General features: G+C 42.8%; 14 protein-coding genes and 1 pseudogene. 7 read left to right on the forward strand and 8 right to left on the reverse strand.

The genetic code is table 11. The annotated features are described in order from the left end of the window. Nucleotides 1-11 precede the first annotated feature (11 nt). A complete protein-coding gene (speB, locus tag GKR61_RS07105; protein WP_006815030.1) occupies nt 12-932 on the forward strand; it encodes an agmatinase in 921 nt (306 codons plus the stop codon). A gap of 75 nt (nt 933-1,007) precedes the next feature. Here speB and GKR61_RS07110 read toward each other — a convergent pair whose 3' ends face one another. Beyond that, nucleotides 1,008-1,883: an alpha/beta fold hydrolase gene (locus GKR61_RS07110; RefSeq protein WP_036951221.1), complete on the reverse strand. Its 876-nt coding sequence runs from the start codon at nt 1,881-1,883 to the stop codon at nt 1,008-1,010. A 216-nt stretch (nt 1,884-2,099) separates the two neighbouring features. On the opposite strand from GKR61_RS07110, the gene GKR61_RS07115 reads away from it, so the two are divergent. Then, nucleotides 2,100-2,339 (forward strand): Pathogenicity locus, encoded by a 240-nt coding sequence (locus GKR61_RS07115; RefSeq protein WP_036951220.1) that lies wholly within the window; start codon nt 2,100-2,102, stop codon nt 2,337-2,339. Nucleotides 2,340-2,365: 26 nt separating this feature from the next. Here the strand turns inward: GKR61_RS07115 and GKR61_RS07120 are convergent, their stop codons facing one another. The 7 genes and pseudogenes from GKR61_RS07120 to leuA form a co-directional block, all read right to left on the reverse strand. Next, nucleotides 2,366-3,094, reverse strand: a complete 729-nt coding sequence (locus GKR61_RS07120; protein WP_036951219.1) for a TerC family protein — start codon at nt 3,092-3,094, stop codon at nt 2,366-2,368. A gap of 61 nt (nt 3,095-3,155) precedes the next feature. Continuing rightward, a pseudogene (gene mutH / locus GKR61_RS07125) lies at nt 3,156-3,838 on the reverse strand (DNA mismatch repair endonuclease MutH). Nucleotides 3,839-4,407: 569 nt separating this feature from the next. Beyond that, nucleotides 4,408-6,084: an HTH-type transcriptional regulator SgrR gene (sgrR, locus tag GKR61_RS07130; protein ID WP_154600053.1), complete on the reverse strand. Its 1,677-nt coding sequence runs from the start codon at nt 6,082-6,084 to the stop codon at nt 4,408-4,410. Between the two features lie 513 nt (nt 6,085-6,597). After that, nucleotides 6,598-7,200 (reverse strand): 3-isopropylmalate dehydratase small subunit, encoded by a 603-nt coding sequence (gene leuD / locus GKR61_RS07135; RefSeq protein ID WP_036951216.1) that lies wholly within the window; start codon nt 7,198-7,200, stop codon nt 6,598-6,600. Between the two features lie 11 nt (nt 7,201-7,211). Next, complete coding sequence (gene leuC, locus GKR61_RS07140) at nt 7,212-8,615, reverse strand: 3-isopropylmalate dehydratase large subunit (RefSeq protein ID WP_154600052.1); 1,404 nt, start codon at nt 8,613-8,615, stop codon at nt 7,212-7,214. Between the two features lies 1 nt (nt 8,616). Beyond that, nucleotides 8,617-9,708: a 3-isopropylmalate dehydrogenase gene (leuB, locus tag GKR61_RS07145; protein WP_036951214.1), complete on the reverse strand. Its 1,092-nt coding sequence runs from the start codon at nt 9,706-9,708 to the stop codon at nt 8,617-8,619. Nucleotides 9,709-9,710: 2 nt separating this feature from the next. Beyond that, nucleotides 9,711-11,291: a 2-isopropylmalate synthase gene (leuA, locus tag GKR61_RS07150; protein ID WP_036951213.1), complete on the reverse strand. Its 1,581-nt coding sequence runs from the start codon at nt 11,289-11,291 to the stop codon at nt 9,711-9,713. Nucleotides 11,292-12,197: 906 nt separating this feature from the next. Between leuA and leuO the strand changes: the two genes are divergently transcribed. From leuO to cra, 5 genes are all read left to right on the forward strand, one after another. Next, entirely contained in the window at nt 12,198-13,145 is a 948-nt protein-coding gene (gene leuO, locus GKR61_RS07160) for a transcriptional regulator LeuO (RefSeq protein WP_154600051.1), read from the forward strand. A gap of 321 nt (nt 13,146-13,466) precedes the next feature. Then, a complete protein-coding gene (locus GKR61_RS07165; RefSeq protein WP_154639693.1) occupies nt 13,467-15,224 on the forward strand; it encodes an AMP-dependent synthetase/ligase in 1,758 nt (585 codons plus the stop codon). 329 nt (nt 15,225-15,553) lie between these two features. Beyond that, on the forward strand, nt 15,554-17,281 hold the full coding sequence (gene ilvI, locus GKR61_RS07170) for an acetolactate synthase 3 large subunit (RefSeq protein WP_036951210.1): 1,728 nt from the start codon (nt 15,554-15,556) through the stop codon (nt 17,279-17,281). 2 nt (nt 17,282-17,283) lie between these two features. Next, the gene (gene ilvN / locus GKR61_RS07175; protein ID WP_036951209.1) at nt 17,284-17,775 is read left to right on the forward strand and encodes an acetolactate synthase small subunit; all 492 of its coding nucleotides are present in this window, start codon (nt 17,284-17,286) and stop codon (nt 17,773-17,775) included. 84 nt (nt 17,776-17,859) lie between these two features. Beyond that, on the forward strand, nt 17,860-18,870 hold the full coding sequence (cra, locus tag GKR61_RS07180; protein WP_036951208.1) for a catabolite repressor/activator: 1,011 nt from the start codon (nt 17,860-17,862) through the stop codon (nt 18,868-18,870). Nucleotides 18,871-19,046: the final 176 nt, after the last annotated feature.

The raw sequence follows: 19,046 nt of genomic DNA on the forward strand, positions 1-19,046 counted from the left end.
AAGGAACAGTGATGATTAATAGCACATTAGGAAATCAGGTTGATAATTCACTGGTTTCAAACGCATTTGGTTTTTTACGTTTTCCGTTAAATTTCCAACCATACAGCTCCGATGCTGATTGGGTGATCACGGGTGTTCCATTTGATATGGCAACCTCAGGACGTGCGGGTAGCCGTCATGGACCTGCTGCTATTCGTCAGGTTTCCACGAACCTTGCGTGGGAAAGCCACCGTTGGCCGTGGGATTTTAAATTAAAAAACAAACTCAACGTGGTTGACTGCGGTGATGTGGTGTTTGCATTTGGTGACGCGCAAGATATGTGCGATAAACTGCAAGCTCACACTGAAAAGCTGTTGGAATCCGGTAAACGTTGCTTAACGTTTGGTGGCGATCACTTTGTGACATTGCCATTACTGCGCGCCCACGCGAAGCATTTCGGTAAAATGGCGTTAGTGCATTTTGATGCGCACACTGACACATACGGTAATGGCAGTCTGTATGACCACGGCACCATGTTCTATCATGCGCCAAAAGAAGGTCTGATCGATCCAAATCATTCTGTGCAGATTGGTATTCGTACTGAACATGATACTGACAACGGTTTCACGGTATTGGATGCCGCTCAAGCGAATGACCGTGGTGTTGATGACATGGTTGCTCAAATCAAACAGATCGTGGGTGATATGCCCGTTTATCTGACGTTTGATATTGACTGTCTGGATCCTGCCTTTGCACCAGGAACCGGTACGCCAGTGATTGGTGGGTTAACATCTGATAAAGCGTTAAAACTACTGCGTGGCATTAAGTCACTGAATATTGTTGGGATGGATGTGGTGGAAGTCGCACCAGCCTATGACCAATCAGAAATTACGGCATTAGCTGCAGCAACGATTGCATTGGAACTGTTATATATCCAAGCGTCTAAGAAATAAGTTTTAATCCGTTATTTAAGGTGCCTAATGTTTCATTGGGCACCTTTTTTTATACCTAAAAGCGATGTTTCATACTTAAAAACGGTGTTCTTTCAATTGGGCAAGAATGGAATAGGCTTGTGTCCACAGAACTGAGCCGCCTTCATGAGAGAACAAAAAGTGTTCGCTATCAGGAAAGCGTTGAGCCAGTGTTTTGCCAAAATCAGGGGAATGCACAGAACTCACATCTTGCTCACCATACCACAGCGCGACAGGGCAGCGGATATCTTCAGGATTGAACTGCCAAGACTGTAGGGCGATTAAGAGATCTTGAACATAGCCTTGGTTACCTTGCATAAATGCACGTTCCATACAGTCACTGTAGGCGGCTAAGAAGCTCTCTTCGCTATAAACCTGCTGGTCTACCTCTGCGCTACAGTTAAGAATAAACGCCAGTAACCATTGTGAAGTCACATTGCGCATCAACCATTCTGATAAAGCCTCGGGGGTATGAATGGCTTGTTCCTGCATATTAATGACATCTTGCTTTAATTGTGCTCGGATTGCTGGAAACTCAAATTGGTCTTGCCCTGACACAAGTGATAATGAAACAGGGGAAGCGTAGCGGGCGAGTGCCATGGCGAAAACGGCACCTTGAGAGAAACCGATAACGGAAAATGACGGCAATTTTTGAGCATTCAGAAGTTCTTGAATATCTTGAGCAAAGCGTTGTAGGGATTTATGCTCATCAAAGGTGGATTGACCCAGTCCTGCACGTTCAGGGGTGATTAAGCGAATATTTAGCTCATCAAGACGGTCAATACCAAAGCCCAGTGTACCGCTCATCCCTGCGCCAGTACAAAAAATCACGGGGAACCCCTGTTCAGGGCCTGATTCATACCAACACAAAAGGCGCCCATCAGATAATGTCATCGACATATGGCGAGTATTGGATATTTTGTTGCTATACATAATAAATACCTACAAGATAGAATTTTTAGTGCGACATGTTAGTTTCTATCGCGAGTCGTCAATGACTTTACCGTTGTTATTTCCTATTTGCTAAAACAGATATATAGGGCAGGTAACTCAACCTGTTATAGACCGCTCAGAATTTTAGATTAAGAAATAGGTTAATTACAAAATATACGCTCAATTACGGCTGTTTTACAGCCAAAAGGATGATTTATGCCATTTTCAGACTCAGAAAAGCAAATTCTATTAGCAGTGAAGGGTGTTGGATCAACGGTCATTAGCCGATTAGAACAAATGGGGTTTTCGTCTTTAGCGCAGTTAAGTGAAGCTTCTTATGATGAAATTTTAATTTCGGGTGCTGCACTAACGGGGTCAAGTTGTTGGAAAAACAGCCCTCAAGCTAAAAAAGCGGTGGAAGGCGCTATTGCAGCAGCAAAGGACGCCTTACGCTAACTTGGCTATGACTATTTATTTTTCATTTATTGCTTGTTTTTCATTTTCCACTTTTTGCTGCGCAGAATATTAAGCATTTGCACTGACATGGAGAAGAACATAGCAAAATAGATATAGCCTTTTGATACATGTACCTGAACACTTTCAAGTAACAAAGTGAAGCCCACAAGGATCAAGAAAGAGAGTGCGAGGATTTTGACGGAAGGATAGCGCTCCACAAAATCACCAATAGGTTTCGCGGCGAACATCATGATCATGACCGCCATAATCACTGCTGCCATCATAATAAACAGATGGTCAGATAGCCCCACGGCAGTGATCACCGAATCTAAACTGAAGATAATATCTAAAATTGCGATTTGCATAATGGCTCCCCAGAATGAAGTGACTTTTTTCTGGGCTATCCCCTCATCGTCTTCCCCTTCAATGGTATCGAAAATCTCCTGACTCGATTTCCAAATGAGGAATAAGCCACCGGCACACAAAATTAAATCGCGGGCGGAAACGGTATGTTCAGCTAATGTGAAGAGTGGCGTGGTGAGGCGAGCTAGCCAAGCAATAGATGCTAGTAGTGCCAAACGCATTCCCATTGCAGCGATTAACCCAATACGTCTGGCGCTATTTTGTTGATGGGCGGGCAATTTGCTGACGACAATACTTAAGAAAATTATATTGTCGATACCCAGTACGACTTCCAAAATTGTTAATGTTGCCAATGCCATCCAAGCATGGGGATCTAAGAACCACTCAAACATCTTATTGCCTTAAAAATGGAATAAAAAATCGTCTGTTTGGCACAGGCGATGCCTTGATCAATTAACCGAGGTTAAAGTGCCGCGCTAATAATGGACCCGTAAAATCTTTTTTTAAATAGAAACCTCTCGGTAATGTCATTATAGGCTGTCCAAATTCTCCTATACCTTCGGTTAGTGCTCTATTATTCGCCGCTTTGGGGCGAATCTGTAAAACTTGTCCGTGACGAGCCGTGATGGTTTCGACTTTTCCCAGCACAATTAAATCCATTAACTCTTCCCAATCTTGGCGTAAAAGTTGTTCTTCAAGCGCAGAAGGGCTCCAAATCAGAGGGTTAGCAATACGTCGCTGGGCAAGTGGTATTTGACGCTCACCTTCAATCGGAAACCACAAAATGCGAGATAATTTGCGGCGTACATGGCTATTTTCCCATGTTAGACCACTATTGCCCGTGAGTGGTGCGACAGAGACAAATGTCGTTTCTAATGGTGCGCCATGGCGATCGATTGGGATTGTTTTAAGCTCCACGCCAATATCTGCAAAATCCTGTTCGGCTTTACTGCCTGCGGTCGCACCTAAAAAAAACTCTAACAATGTCCCGACCCAGCCTTTATCTCGTTTAAGATCGGGGGAATTGGGATACCTGCAATAGTTGCTAGCTCACCAAGCGTATAGCCAGCAAGGGCTTGGGCTCGCGCTAATAAGACGGTTTCATTTTCTGGTGGTGAAGGCGGTATAAAAGACATAGTCGACTGAACTTCATTGTGTTTAAAAAATAACCAAGAAAATGGTCACAAGATAGGGTGAGTATAACACTTTTTAGTCACCGTATTTAACTTCATGATATATATATGGATATTAGATAATAATCACAGACGGGATTATGAATATTTAAGGTTATTCAACTTCATCCCAAGATAATCACAGGATCATGCACTAGGTTATCCACAGGATTTCTGGATAACTGTGAAAAACTGCGATTACTGTGTGCATTTACAGCCTTGACTAATGTCATTTATTGAAGCTCGTCACAAAAAGCGAGTAAGTTAAGTACATTCCTTGTGGATAAAACATGCATTGATTGATCTTTGCTCAGTTGAACTCCTAACAAAAAAACACGGAAAAACTCACAGTGGATATCTGGTGTGAAATTCATTTATTACTATGATTTATAATGTTTTATTTTTTAGTGTGATTTTTTGTTAGAAATGAACAGTTGGGATATACCCTGATTACTATCTGGTTGTTCACATGGATATCCACAGAAAAAGTGAATAAAATCCATTTTGCTCACTCTAACTGTTTATAACTATCATCAATTCTGTGCATTATCCTCAGTTGGCTTAAACCAAGCTGATTTAAAGTCAAACCAGCCAAAAGTATTCATACGAACCCCCCGCATCGTTCTTTGCCCTTGTAGCTCTAACCAGTGATGAAAAATTGGGTGGAAGATTTGGGAATCAATCAAGCCCTCACACCAAGATTCCACATCCAATTTTTGCTGGCGCCAAAGTTGTAACTCTTCATCGAGGTTTTTCCCCAAACATTGACGCAATAGCGGCATCTCGTACAACGTAGCGAAGATAGAAAATTCAAGAGGCTTATAAAAGTTGGCGGTGGAGAGCCAGATATCGCTTTTAGCATCTCCATTAAACCAATCATCATAATCAACGATATTAATTTTAAGCGTCACGCCCTGAGTTTCTAATACTCGCTTCATGATTTGGCTAATGGCATAGAATTCATGATGATGGCGATAAAAAGTGACAGTTAGCTCAGTTAAATCTTCAGGTTTGGTTCGCGGGGAAAGCATTTTACTGTGATGCCAATGAAGCAATAACCCGTAAGCAGGCGCCCAGTGGCGCTGATAGAAGGATTCACAGTGCGCCAGTAGGTTGACGGGAGTTAAAAAGCTGCACAGCCATTTACGCACATCTTCCCGTTGAGAAATGTCGGAGCGTTGGTCGAATAACAGAAAATAGCAACCTTCCTCCATGCGGCTTTCAAGGGAGTCATTGTGGCGCTTATCTCCATCCATTTTTAATGTGGTACATACCATCTGCTCAGAAAGTTCGGGAACCACCCAAATGGTCACTTCATCTAACAATGCGCGATAACCAAAATAGCGGTCAAAAGCGCTGATGGTGAGTTTCTGCGGGATATTGGTTTCGACTTCATAAGGACCCGTACCAATAGGGCGCTGACTAAAGCCGCTGATGGTTTCCCACTCTTTTGGGAGAATGGCGGCATGTGGGCTACCGAGTAACCAAGGAAATTGCGTATCAGGATGGCTCAGATGGACGTCAATCACATAAGGCTGCGAAGAAGTGACCGAGTGAATATGTGAGAATAACGGCCAGCATTGCTTTAATCGTAATAACGAGTGGATAATATCCTCGACTTGCATTTCACGTCCATGATGGAAATAGATAGCTGGACGTAAATAAAAGCGCCAATGTTGTTCGTTAATGGCTTGCCAGTGGTGAGCAATACCATCTTCCACTTCCCCTTTTTCCTCATTTAAGTGAGTTAATCCATTAAATATCTGGCTCATTAAGTGGATTTCAGAGCGGCGCATTGGGGTGCCAGGAAGTAAGTTAGGAAAATCACGGTAATAAATGATGCGCAGTAAGTTTTTACCTTGTCGATAACTTCGCTCAAGCTCAGATAAGACCATTTGGCGGATAGTCTCTTTATCGCCAACGAGCGCCACGAGTTTTTCAATACTTTCTTCTTTTAAAAGCTGCTCAGCCTGTGCTTGTTGTAGCTCTAATCCATTGATATGAAAAATTAATGTGGAGCGTTTTCCTCGTCCTGATTCTGCTTGCCAACTGAGCCAGCCATGGGACTGCATATTATTGAGCAGGGTGCGAACATGACGGCGAGAGCAAAACAAAATATCGGCAATATCTTGCAATGTGGTTTCACTGTTTTTTCCCTGAAAATGCTGCCACAAGCGTACAAATTGCGTTTGTAATCGAGAATTAGACATAAAAGAGGAACTCCAGAATAAATTGCATCAATTTTAATATCCTATATTCCGTAGATAATAGGGGGCAGTAAGTAGCTCTATTGACCTGTCTGTTGCAGGTTTACTCCCCCTTTTATTGAGTAATGGTATTTTTACCAGCCGGTATGTGAATGCATATCGGCTTTTTTTCTTTTTTCTTCATATTTCACGTTGTGACTGTGTTGGCTTCACAAACTAATCCTAGTCACATACTTATGTATGCTCCTATTTTTCTTCATATTTCACGCTGTGACTGCGTTGGCTTCACTCGGCTACTCAGGTCACATACTAAAGTATGCTCCCCAAGATATCCTCATTTTGCCGCCTTGCCACAACGCGAACTATTTTGAAAAATATAAAAAGGCAATTAATTGAATAATTGCATATTAGGAATTAATGGGGAAGGATTTATTGGTTGGTACGGTTTATTGGAGTTGAGTTCTACTTTTATGAATACAAATAGGCAAGAAAAAGCCCACCGAAGTGGGCTGGGGATTAATTCATAAAGGCAGGGAGCTTTTGCTCGTAATCCTTGATTTGGTCAACGTGCTGTAACGTCAAGCCGATGCTGTCTAAGCCATTCATCATGCAATGACGGCGGAAGCTGTCAATCTCGAAAGTATACACTTTCTCGCCGGCGGTGACGGTTTGCGCTTCTAAATCGACAGTAAACTGGCAGCCTTCGTGGCTGTTCACATAGCTGAACATCTCATCCACTTGCTGTTCGCTTAATTTGATTGGCAACAGCTGATTGTTAAACGAGTTACCGTAAAAAATATCGGCGAAACTTGGTGCAATAACCACTTGGATACCGAAATCGGTTAATGCCCACGGCGCGTGTTCGCGAGATGAACCACAACCAAAGTTTTCACGGGCTAACAGAATGCTAGCGCCTTTAAATACCGGTTTGTTCAAGACAAAATCAGGGTTAGGTTGCTGACCTTTATCATCTAAAAAACGCCAGTCATTAAATAAGTGCTGACCAAAGCCTGTGCGCGTCACTTTCTGCAAAAATTGTTTTGGAATAATGGCATCGGTGTCGACGTTTGCGGCATCTAAAGGGGCGACAATCCCAACATGCTTAATAAACTTATCCATGGTTTTCTCCTTTAGATTTGAATGTCACGGACATCAGCAAAATGACCGTTAATCGCAGCGGCAGCAGCCATTGCAGGGCTGACTAAGTGGGTACGACCCGCTCGACCTTGGCGACCTTCAAAGTTACGGTTGCTGGTGGATGCGCAGCGTTCACCCGGATTCAAGCGGTCGTTGTTCATCGCTAAGCACATTGAACAGCCCGGTAAGCGCCATTCGAAGCCCGCATCGATAAAGATTTTATCCAAGCCTTCCTGTTCCGCTTGGGCTTTGACGGGCCCTGAACCCGGTACCACAATGGCTTGTACGCCAGACGCGACTTTTTTACCTTTAGCAATGGCAGCCGCAGCGCGTAAATCTTCAATACGTGAGTTAGTGCAAGAGCCAATAAAAACTTTATCAATCTTCACGTCGGATAACTTAATACCTGATTCCAATCCCATGTACGCCAAGGCTTTTTCCGCAGAAGCGCGTTCGACGGGGTCGACAAACGATTCTGGAGCAGGGATCAGTTGGTTAATAGCGATCACTTGCCCTGGGTTGGTACCCCAAGTGACTTGCGGGGCAATAGTCTCGGCTTGGATGGTGATCACTTTGTCAAATTTCGCATCATCATCGGTTTTTAACGTTTTCCAATACGCGACAGCATCATCCCAATCTTGGCCTTTCGGTGCAAATTGGCGACCTTTCATATAATTAAAGGTGGTTTCATCGGGAGCGATAATGCCGGCTTTAGCGCCTAATTCAATCGCCATATTACAGACGGTCATGCGACCTTCCATGCTCAAATCTTCAATCGCGTCACCGCAGAATTCGACAATGTAGCCTGTTCCACCTGCGCTACCTGTTGTACCAATGATAGCTAAGACGATATCTTTTGCCGTGATCCCAGCAGGCGCTTTACCCACCACTTCAATTTTCATGGTTTTGGCACGCGCTTGCTTCAAAGTTTGAGTCGCCATGACGTGTTCAACTTCGGATGTTCCAATCCCAAAAGCTAATGCGCCGAATGCGCCGTGAGTGGCAGTATGAGAGTCACCACACACGATGGTTGTACCCGGTAAAGTGATACCTTGCTCTGGTCCCATAACATGGACAATACCTTGATATGGATGGTTTAAATCGTATAAAGTTACGCCGAACTCTTCGCAGTTTTTCATCAACTCTTGCATTTGAATTCGCGCCATATCGCCGCAGGCATTGATGTCTTTAGTCTGCGTTGACACGTTATGATCCATGGTTGCAAATGTTTTGCTTGGTTGATGTAACGGGCGGTTTTTGGTTCTTAAACCATCAAACGCTTGCGGTGAAGTCACTTCATGTACCAGATGGCGATCGATATAAATTAAAGGGATTTCGTTTTCAACTTCACGGACAACGTGAGCGTCATATAATTTTTGGTATAAAGTCTTCGACATGTTAAACCCCTTCTTCAATATAACGGGCGATAATGTCACCCATCTCACTGGTACTGATTGATTGACCATTGCCTGCTAAATCCGCAGTGCGATAGCCATTTTCTAATGCTTTATTCACGGCTCTTTCGATAGCATCTGCCGCTTCCGTTTGGTTCAAACTGAAGCGTAATAACATGGATGCTGATAAAATTTGTGCGATTGGGTTGGCAATATTTTTGCCTGCGATATCTGGCGCTGAACCGCCAGCAGGCTCGTACAAGCCAAAGCCATCAGCATTTAAGCTGGCGGAAGGCAGCATACCCATTGATCCTGTGATCATGGCGCACTCATCGGAAATAATGTCACCGAATAAGTTCGAGCACAGCACCACATCAAACTGAGAAGGGGCTTTGATCATTTGCATCGCCGCGTTATCGATATACATATGGTTCACTTCAACGTCTGGGTACTCTTTGGCAATTTGGTTAACCACTTCGCGCCATAATACGGAGCTTTGTAAAACGTTAGCTTTATCAATAGATGTCACTTTATGGCTACGTTTACGCGCAGATTCAAAGGCAATACGGGCAATGCGTTCAATTTCATAGCGGTGATAAACTTCGGTATCGAAAGCATATTCTTCAGCGCCTTCACCTTTACGTCCTTTTGGCTGACCAAAATAGATCCCGCCAGTTAATTCACGGACACATAAAATATCAAACCCTTGAGCGGCAATATCGGCGCGTAATGGGCAAAATGCTTCTAATGCTTGATATAAACGAGCAGGGCGTAAATTACTGAATAATTTAAAATGTTTACGCAATGGTAATAATGCACCACGTTCAGGCTGGCTGTCCGGTGGCAAATGTTCCCATTTTGGACCACCGACTGAGCCGAATAACACGGCATCAGCTTCTTCACAACCTTTGACTGTTGCTTGCGGTAATGGCTCGCCGTGATTATCAATGGCGGCGCCACCCACATCATAGGCTTTGGTTGAAATTGTGATAGCAAAGCGCTTGCTAATTGAGTTCAAGACTTTATGAGCTTGAGCCATCACTTCGGGGCCGATTCCATCGCCCGCTAATACCGCAATATTAAAATTCGTAGACATGTTTACACCGCTTCCTTTGTATTAATTTGTAATTCTTGGTCAGAGATTTTTTGTTTTTCTTTTTCGACTTGTTCTGCACGCCAAATACTATTTAATACGTGCACCATGGCTTTTGCGGATGATTCAACGATATCCGTTGCTAATCCCATACCGTGGAAACGACGACCAAAGCATTCAGCGACGATATCCACTTGTCCTAAGGCATTTTCACCCTGACCTTTTGCGGACAATTGGTAAGAAACCAATTTCATTGGGTAGTTTGTGATTTTGCTAATCGCTTGATAGATAGCATCAACAGGACCATTTCCGGTTGCCGCCTCTGATTTTTCTGTTTCACCACACTGCATTTTGACGGTCGCAGTGGCAACAATGCTTGAACCTGACTGTGTACTAAAGTAATCCATGACAAAGTGGTCAGTTTCGTCTTGCTGTTTCGCGAAAAAGGCTAAAGCTTCTAAATCATAATCAAATACTTGCCCTTTTTTATCCGCTAAGTTCAAGAATGCGGTATACAGCTCATCTAAATTAAAATCTTTACCTTCGCTATAGCCCATCTCTTCCATACGGTGTTTAACGGCGGCGCGACCTGAACGGGACGTTAAGTTTAATTGTTGCTCTTTTAAGCCGATGGATTCAGGGGTCATAATCTCGTAAGTTTCGCGATTCTTTAACACGCCATCTTGGTGGATCCCTGATGAGTGCGCGAATGCGTTGCTGCCCACAACCGCTTTATTAGCAGGGATTGGGGTATTGCATAATTGGCTAACTAACTGGCTGGTACGGTAAATTTCTTTGTGATTGATATTGGTGTGCACACCTAACATCTGTTCACGTAATTTAATCGCCATGATCACTTCTTCTAATGCGGTATTTCCTGCGCGTTCGCCTAATCCATTAATGGTACCTTCCACTTGTCGAGCTCCAGCTTGAACGGCGCTGATGGAGTTAGCGACTGACATGCCTAAGTCATCATGGCAATGAACGGAGATGATGGCTTTATCAATGTTAGGTACGCGCTCATATAAAGAAGAGATAATGCCACCGAATTGATATGGGGTAGTGTAGCCGACAGTGTCTGGGATATTAATGGTGGTTGCGCCTGCGCCGATGGCAGCTTCGACAATGCGACATAAGTTATCAATATCTGTACGACCGGCGTCTTCACATGAAAATTCCACATCATCAGTGTAGCGGCGTGCTCGTTTAATAGAGTTAATTGCCATGTCCATCACGCCATCAAACGTTTTGTTTAACTTTTTCTGCATATGCAAATTGGATGTCGCTAAGAAAACATGAATACGGAATGCTTCAGCCACTTTCAATGATTCTGCTGCCACATCAATATCATTCTCAACACAGCGTGCTAATGCGCAGATACGGCTATTTTTAATTTCACGGGCGATAGTTTGAACAGATTCAAAATCACCTGGGGATGAGACAGGGAACCCAGCTTCAATAACATCGACACCTAAGCGCTCTAATGCAAAAGCAATTTGTAATTTTTCTTTAACTGATAAGCTGGCCTGCAAGGCTTGTTCGCCATCACGTAAGGTTGTGTCGAAGATGATAACTTGGTTGCTCATAATGCGTTCCTCATAGACTAAATTTTGTTGTTTTTAATTCTGTTTGTTGGATTCCCATCTAGCCGCAGGCATAAAAAAACCCGCTGGTTGCGCGGGCTTCTTTATGTTTGTGGACAGTATTTGTTTTACTTTCCATCCATAAGCATACCGCGCAAATTGGCTGCGAGTAGTAGTAGGCTTAGTAGGCGGATAGAAGATGTCATGGTTAACTGTCTCTCTTTTAATTTCAAATAATCTGTATTTATTGATACGCGATTCCAATAATAATGTCAAACTTAATTTTTTGAGCGTTAAATGCTTGGAAGTGCGTTGTTACTGATTATTGGAATTTACGTCTGATATTTATAATTTTCATGATGTTTTTGCCTATATAAGGGAGTAAAAATCAGGCTAAAATTTCACCTAAAAATTAGTGGCATAACTATATTTCTATAACGTAATGATTTTTATTATGTTTATGTAATGAAAGTATGCAGAGGTTAGATATCAGACTTCATTGGTATTGATCGTGGCTATGCTTCAAATAAGGTTAATTATCTAATAAATAAATAATTAAAAATTAATCTGATAATGAGATTCAAACGCGTTTATAGAAGAGATTTATTATGATTTATTCTTGAAATTGTTTTATTATTTTTATCGGAATGATGCTGACTTTAATAAGTTACATGTACCCATTACACTGATGAATATTTGCATTTTATGATGATATCTATACCTCGATTCTAATTTATGGGCAAAAAGAATAGAAGCGTCGTTTTAATAAATGCAGGGAAAGCGAAATAACTTATCATGTATAAGTTGTTTTAAAAATAATATTTAATGATTTTATATTTTTCGTCAATATTGCTTTGATGGATCATGTTCATTAATTAAAAATGATAAATATATTTAGTGGAGTTAAAAATGACTGATTTTGATACGATCTCAACAGCAAAAAAAGAAAGTAGCGATATTCATCTGCGCAATGTTGATTTGAACTTATTAACTGTTTTTGATGTTGTGATGCAAATGCAAAATGTCACTCGTGCAGCGCAAGTTCTCGGTATGTCTCAGCCTGCAGTAAGTAACGCCGTATCCCGCTTGAAATCCATGTTCAATGACGAATTATTTGTTCGCTATGGGCGTGGAATTCAACCGACTTCGCGCGCAAAACAATTATTTGGACCAGTAAGGCAAGCTCTTCAATTGGTGCATAATGAATTACCGGGGGCAGGGTTTGATCCTAAGCAAAGCGAAAGAGCATTTAGCTTATCTATTTGCTCTCCATTAGATATTCGCTTAGCGGCAATAATTGTTGATAAATTTAAAATTGCGTCGCCAAATGTTCAAGTTTTTATTCATTCTTTTTTAGGAAATAATATAGCGCATCAATTAAAATACCAAGAGATAGATTTTTTCTTGGGATATAATCAATTCGAAAAACCCGAGTATCAACATCAGGTTTTATTTAATGATGAATTGGTTTTAGTTGTCGCTAATCAACATCCAAGAATTGAAGATACTATTAATCAAGAAATGTTAGTGAGTGAAAGACACGCTATTATGGCAATGGATAATATTGGGTCATTTAGCAAACTATATTACCATAATACGGAACTTTCCCACACTGTCAGTTATCAAGGAACTGACTTAAACAGTGTATTGAACATTGTGGCACAAACAGATTTAGTGGCTATTGCCCCCAAATGGTTAGTGGAACATCATGCAAGTCAGCTGCAACTGCGTACCTTATCATTGCCTTGGGAAGAGAGTTCTCGCCCATGTTATTTAACGTGGCATGAATCGACGGCGCGAGATAAAGGCCATCAATGGATGAAAGCGCAGTTTTGCCAAATGATAGAACAGCTGTAAGCTAAATTGGCTCAATTCATTCTAAGGCAACCTTAGCATATTCCCCTAAATACTAACTCGCCATGATGAAAAAAATGGCGAGTTTTGTTGTGTCTGTAGCATTTGCAAAAAATTTACACTTTATTCCTTTCCTCGTTTATCTTTCCGCTATACACTCAAAATATTCAGCTAACAGATGTAAGCTGAAATAATAAAAAGTATTAAGATTAGGTTGTTTGTGAGTTTGCCGAATGACTTAAAATTCTAATGACCTATAGGGAATACACTTTGATTACTGAAAATCTATATCCATATCATATTGTTAACCGCATACGTTCCAGAATGGACGCGAGCGAGTCAGCGGATCGGATAGCTTTCAGTCAATGGGACAACGGACATCAATCAGAATTGACTTGGGCGGAAGTAGACACTAAAACCATCGCGATTGCCCGTCAGCTTTTGGCGATGAACGTTGCCCCGCAAGAGAATATTGGGCTTTTTGCTCATAATAGTATGAATTGGTCTTTGGTCGATATCGCGGCACTACAAATCAAAGCCGTGACGGTACCTCTCTATGCCACAAGCAGCATTGATCAAGCCGCCTATATCATTAATGACGCCAACATTAAGATCCTCTTTGTTGGTGCTCAAGAACAATACCAAGTTGCTTGCCAATTACTCACACATTGCCCACAGCTCTCCGCTATCATTGCATTAGACGATAATGTTGCATTAGATGGGCAAGTGGCTAACAGCATGCACTTATCGACATTTATGTCCCTCGCTCAGCCTCAATATCAAGCTGAATTAGATGCGCGAATTGCGGCTCAAAATTTAAGTGATTTATTCACCATTATTTATACCTCGGGCACCACGGGTGAACCGAAAGGGGTGATGCTGGATTACTACAATATGGCAGCCCAGCTTTATCTTCATGACAACCGTTTAGAACTGTCCGAAGACGATGTTTCATTATGTTTCCTACCACTTTCCCACGTTTTTGAACGTGCATGGAGTTTTTATGTCATGCACAGCGGCGCGCGCAATGTCTATTTAACCAATACTAATTTGGTGAAAGAGGCTCTTACTGATGTTAAACCAACGGTGATGTGTGCCGTACCGCGTTTCTATGAGAAAGTTTACAGTGCAGTACAAAGTAAAGTATCGCAATCGCCTTTCATGCGTCGTGCAATTTTCAAATGGGCGATTGCGATAGGGAAACAAAAAGTGAAGGCGATGGCAAAAGGTAAATCACTTTCATTTATCAACAACCGCTTATATGCATTGGCAGATAAGCTGGTTCTGAGCAAAATTCGCCAAGGGCTCGGTGGTCGTATTCGTTTTATGCCAGCGGCGGGCGCGCGTCTCGATGATGATGTGATTGCATTTTTCTTATCTGCGGGTGTGGATATTAAATATGGCTATGGGATGAGTGAAACCTGCGCGACAGTTTCGTGTTGGGAAGCGAATAAATACCCATTAGGCTCTATTGGTACGCCGCTTTCTGCCATTTCTGTGCGTATTGGAGCAAATGACGAGATCCAAGTTAAAGGCCCTGTCGTTATGAAAGGCTACTATAATCGCCCACAAGAAACGATAGATACATTCACGGCTGATGGCTGGTTACGTACAGGGGATGCCGGAAAAATCGATGAGCAGGGCAACTTATATATTACGGATAGACTAAAAGATTTAATGAAAACGTCTAACGGAAAATATATTGCGCCACAGGTTATCGAAGGTGTTTTAGGTCAAGATCGTTTTATTGAGCACATTGCCGTCATTGCCGATGCACGTAAATTTGTCTCTGCGCTGATTGTGCCTTGCTATGACAGCCTTGAAGAGTATGCAAATTCAATTAACTTAAAATACCGTGATCGTTTGGAACTGTTAAAAGATTCTAAAATTGTCGCGTTGTTTGAAGGTCGCCTCAAAGAGCTGCAAAAAAATCTGGAAAACTTCCATCAAGTGAAGCGTTTTACACTGTTACCAAGCAACTTCTCAATGGAGAAAGGGGAATTAACGCCTACACTGAAATTACGCCGTAAAATTATTTCAGAGCGCTACCGATTAGAAATTGAATCCATGTATCAAGAGTAATTTGATATTTAATCATATTTTCCAAGCCCTTCAGGAGTTATCCCTGAAGGGCTTTGTTTTACCTGCTATTTATGTAAAATCGCGTTGCCACTATTTTTGCTTACCTTTTAGTTATTTCCGCTCTATTTTGATTGAAAACTAGTCAATGAATCTGCCGAATTTTCATGTTCAAGACAAAATGAAATCTTCCTTAATTTCTCTGTGAAATCAAATTTGCGTCCCACAAATGGTAGGGATATGTTAATAGCTGAATTTATGACTAACTTAATAAAAATTAAAGAGGGTCGTACGGCTCTCTGTTAACTTGCAAATAGTCTGAGGGCAAACTCATGGAGATGTTGTCGGGAGCAGAAATGGTCGTCAAATCATTGATTGACCAAGGAGTTAAGCACGTATTTGGCTATCCGGGGGGCGCAGTTCTCGATATTTATGATGCACTGCATACCGTGGGTGGCGTAGAGCATATTTTAGTGCGTCACGAACAAGCTGCGGTGCATATGGCAGATGGCTATGCGCGCTCAACAGGGGATGTCGGCGTGGTGTTGGTAACGTCAGGACCTGGCGCAACCAACGCGATAACGGGTATTGCTACCGCATATATGGACTCCGTACCCATGGTGGTTTTATCGGGGCAGGTTGCCAGCTCATTAATTGGGAACGATGCATTCCAAGAGTGCGATATGGTGGGTATTTCGCGCCCAATCGTGAAGCATAGTTTTCTCATTAAACACGCGAAAGAGATCCCTGAAACCATCAAAAAAGCGTTTTATATTGCGGCGAGTGGGCGCCCAGGACCTGTGGTGATCGACTTTCCAAAGGATACGGTGAATCCTGCCGCTAAATTCCCTTATCGCTATCCTGAATCCGTCTCACTGCGCTCATACAATCCGACCTTACAGGGGCACAAAGGTCAAATTAAGAAAGCGCTGACCAAATTAGTCGCAGCGAAGAAGCCCGTGATGTATATCGGTGGCGGTACGATCAATGCCAATTGCTCTGCGGAGCTAATGACATTAGCTGAAAAACTTCAGTTACCCGTGGTATCAACATTGATGGGGCTAGGCGCATTCCCTGAAACTCACCAACAATCTGTGGGTATGCTCGGCATGCATGGTACCTACGAAGCTAATAAAGTGATGCATCATTCTGATGTGATTTTTGCTGTTGGTGTTCGCTTTGACGACCGTACAACCAATAACTTAGAAAAATATTGTCCGAATGCCACTGTGATTCAAATTGATGTGGATCCAACCTCAATTTCGAAAACAGTCAAAGCGGATATTCCTATTGTTGGTGATGCAAAACTCACGTTAGAACAGATGATTGCTCAACTAGACCATGCAGCTGCCGAGCAAGATACTGCGGCACTACAAGCATGGTGGAAGGAAATCGGTATTTGGCGCGAAAAACAGTGTCTAAAATATGCATTAAATCCAAACAAAGTGAAGCCACAACAAGCCATTGAGGCTATTTACCGCTTAACCAACGGTGAAGCCTATGTGACGTCAGATGTGGGGCAACACCAAATGTTCGCTGCGCTTTATTATCCGTTTGATAAACCGCGTCATTGGATTAACTCAGGGGGCTTAGGCACCATGGGCTTTGGTTTACCTGCAGCCTTGGGGGTGAAACTGGCTCACCCAAAATCCACCGTGGTATGCGTGACTGGCGACGGCAGTATTCAGATGAACATCCAAGAGCTTTCGACCGCGCTGCAATATGGTTTGCCGGTGTTGATTTTGAACCTGAATAACGGTTTCCTTGGCATGGTAAAACAGTGGCAGGACATGATTTATCAAGGTCGTCACTCGCAATCCTATATGCAGTCATTGCCGAATTTCACAAAATTAGCTGAGGCTTACGGGCATGTGGGTATTTCAGTCGCATCCCCAGATGAACTTGAAGATAAGCTGAAACAAGCGCTAGTCGAAGTGAATGAAAACCAGCGTCTGGTGTTTGTAGATATTAATATTGATGAAACTGAGCATGTTTACCCAATGCAAATCCGTGGTGGAGCAATGGATGAAATGTGGTTAAGTAAAACGGAGAGGACTTGATCATGCGTCGTATCTTATCAGTGTTATTAGAGAATGAATCAGGGGCACTATCTCGCGTGATTGGGCTTTTTTCACAGCGAGGTTATAACATCGAAAGCTTGACCGTAGCACCGACCGACGATCCGACATTGTCACGGATGACCATCCAGACAAAAGGGGATGCCAAGGTGCTAGAGCAGATTGAAAAACAGCTACATAAACTGGTGGATGTGCTGCGAGTGAGCGAGCTGACTGCGTCAGCCCATATCGAGCGTGAAATCATGCTAGTGAAGCTGCAAGCCTCCGGTTATGGACGTGATGAAATTAAGCGAAGTGCCGATATTTTCCGTGGGCAAATTGTGGATGTGACACCAACGCTGTACACCGTTCAGCTCGCGGGAACAAGCGATAAACTAGATGCATTTCTTGAAGCTGTGCGTGGTGTTGCTGAAATTGTTGAAGTTGCACGCTCAGGGATCGTTGGCGTTTCTCGTGGCGATAAAATTATGCGATGAAAAATTTATCCGCCGCAGGTAGAATAGAGCGGATTAAAGCCCCGAATGACTCGGGGCTGTTTCCCAAATTGCAAAGAGGTTAACGTGAAACTGGATGAGATAGCCCGTCTAGCGGGTGTTTCCCGCACAACGGCTAGTTATGTGATCAACGGCAAGGCCAAGCAGTATCGAGTCAGCGATAAAACTGTAGAAAAAGTGATGGCAGTCGTCAGAGAGCACAATTACCATCCAAACGCAGTCGCTGCAGGGTTACGCGCAGGTCGCACTCGCTCTATCGGGTTGGTGATCCCTGATCTTGAAAATACGAGCTATACCCGTATAGCCAATTATCTGGAGAGACAGGCTCGTCAGCGCGGATATCAGCTTTTAATTGCGTGTTCAGAAGACCAACCTGACAACGAAATTCGTTGCGTGGAACATTTGCTTCAGCGCCAAGTTGACGCGATTATTGTGTCTACCGCGTTACCTCCTGAACATCCGTTTTATCAGCGTTGGGCAAACCGTTCACTACCTATCATCGCGCTGGATAGAGCATTAGAAAAAGAGCATTTCATTAGCGTGGTCGGTGATGACCAAGAAGATGCGCTGATGATCTCTAAAGAATTACGAAAATTCTCAGCTGAATCGGTCTTGTATCTCGGGGCATTACCTGAACTTTCTGTTAGCTATTTACGTGAGCAAGGTTTCCGTAAGGCATGGGAAGGGGACTCTCGTGAAGTCAATTATCTCTACGCCAATAGTTATGAGCGCGATGCTGCAGCAGATGTTTTCTCTCATTGGCTAGATAGCGGTAACGCGATGCCGGATGCGTTATTTACAACGTCATTTTCTTTGCTGCAAGGCGTGTTGGATGTGGCATTGAAACGCAATGGTCGGTTACCCGAAAATATGGTTATCAGTACTTTTGGTGATAACGAATTGCTGGATTTCCTCGGTTGCCCTGTGCTGTCTCTTGCTCAGCGTCACCGCGATATCGCAGAGCGTATTTTAGAATTGGTATTAGCCAGCCTAGATGAGAAGCAGAAGCCAGAAACTGGAATTCGTCGAATTCGCAGGGACTTATGTCGCCGTGGTAGTTTAGGTCGCAAACAGTAGTGGATAAACCTTACCCAATGGTGAAAAAACCAGTTTAATAGTTAGTGATGTTAACCAAGATTCTTAGTAATATATCCGCCCCTATCTATTAGGGGCTTTTTTTTGGTGAAATTTATGGGTGATTGCGATTTTTTTTATTGCGTTATCCTGTAAATATTTCACTTTAGGAGTTTTCC

It is taken from the genome of Providencia sp. wls1916, from assembly GCF_009706585.1.
Classification (GTDB): domain Bacteria; phylum Pseudomonadota; class Gammaproteobacteria; order Enterobacterales; family Enterobacteriaceae; genus Providencia; species Providencia lanzhouensis.

What these genes read in the sequence shown, in the direction of transcription:
- ilvN (WP_036951209.1), top strand. Translation starts at nt 17,284, where the DNA reads ATGCGTCGTATCTTATCAGTGTTATTAGAGAATGAATCAGGGGCACTA.
- leuA (WP_036951213.1), bottom strand. Translation starts at nt 11,291, where the DNA reads ATGAGCAACCAAGTTATCATCTTCGACACAACCTTACGTGATGGCGAA.
- GKR61_RS07115 (WP_036951220.1), top strand. Translation starts at nt 2,100, where the DNA reads ATGCCATTTTCAGACTCAGAAAAGCAAATTCTATTAGCAGTGAAGGGT.
- leuC (WP_154600052.1), bottom strand. Translation starts at nt 8,615, where the DNA reads ATGTCGAAGACTTTATACCAAAAATTATATGACGCTCACGTTGTCCGT.
- GKR61_RS07120 (WP_036951219.1), bottom strand. Translation starts at nt 3,094, where the DNA reads ATGTTTGAGTGGTTCTTAGATCCCCATGCTTGGATGGCATTGGCAACA.
- sgrR (WP_154600053.1), bottom strand. Translation starts at nt 6,084, where the DNA reads ATGTCTAATTCTCGATTACAAACGCAATTTGTACGCTTGTGGCAGCAT.
- GKR61_RS07110 (WP_036951221.1), bottom strand. Translation starts at nt 1,883, where the DNA reads ATGTATAGCAACAAAATATCCAATACTCGCCATATGTCGATGACATTA.
- leuB (WP_036951214.1), bottom strand. Translation starts at nt 9,708, where the DNA reads ATGTCTACGAATTTTAATATTGCGGTATTAGCGGGCGATGGAATCGGC.
- leuD (WP_036951216.1), bottom strand. Translation starts at nt 7,200, where the DNA reads ATGGATAAGTTTATTAAGCATGTTGGGATTGTCGCCCCTTTAGATGCC.
- ilvI (WP_036951210.1), top strand. Translation starts at nt 15,554, where the DNA reads ATGGAGATGTTGTCGGGAGCAGAAATGGTCGTCAAATCATTGATTGAC.
- speB (WP_006815030.1), top strand. Translation starts at nt 12, where the DNA reads ATGATTAATAGCACATTAGGAAATCAGGTTGATAATTCACTGGTTTCA.
- GKR61_RS07165 (WP_154639693.1), top strand. Translation starts at nt 13,467, where the DNA reads ATGGACGCGAGCGAGTCAGCGGATCGGATAGCTTTCAGTCAATGGGAC.
- leuO (WP_154600051.1), top strand. Translation starts at nt 12,198, where the DNA reads ATGACTGATTTTGATACGATCTCAACAGCAAAAAAAGAAAGTAGCGAT.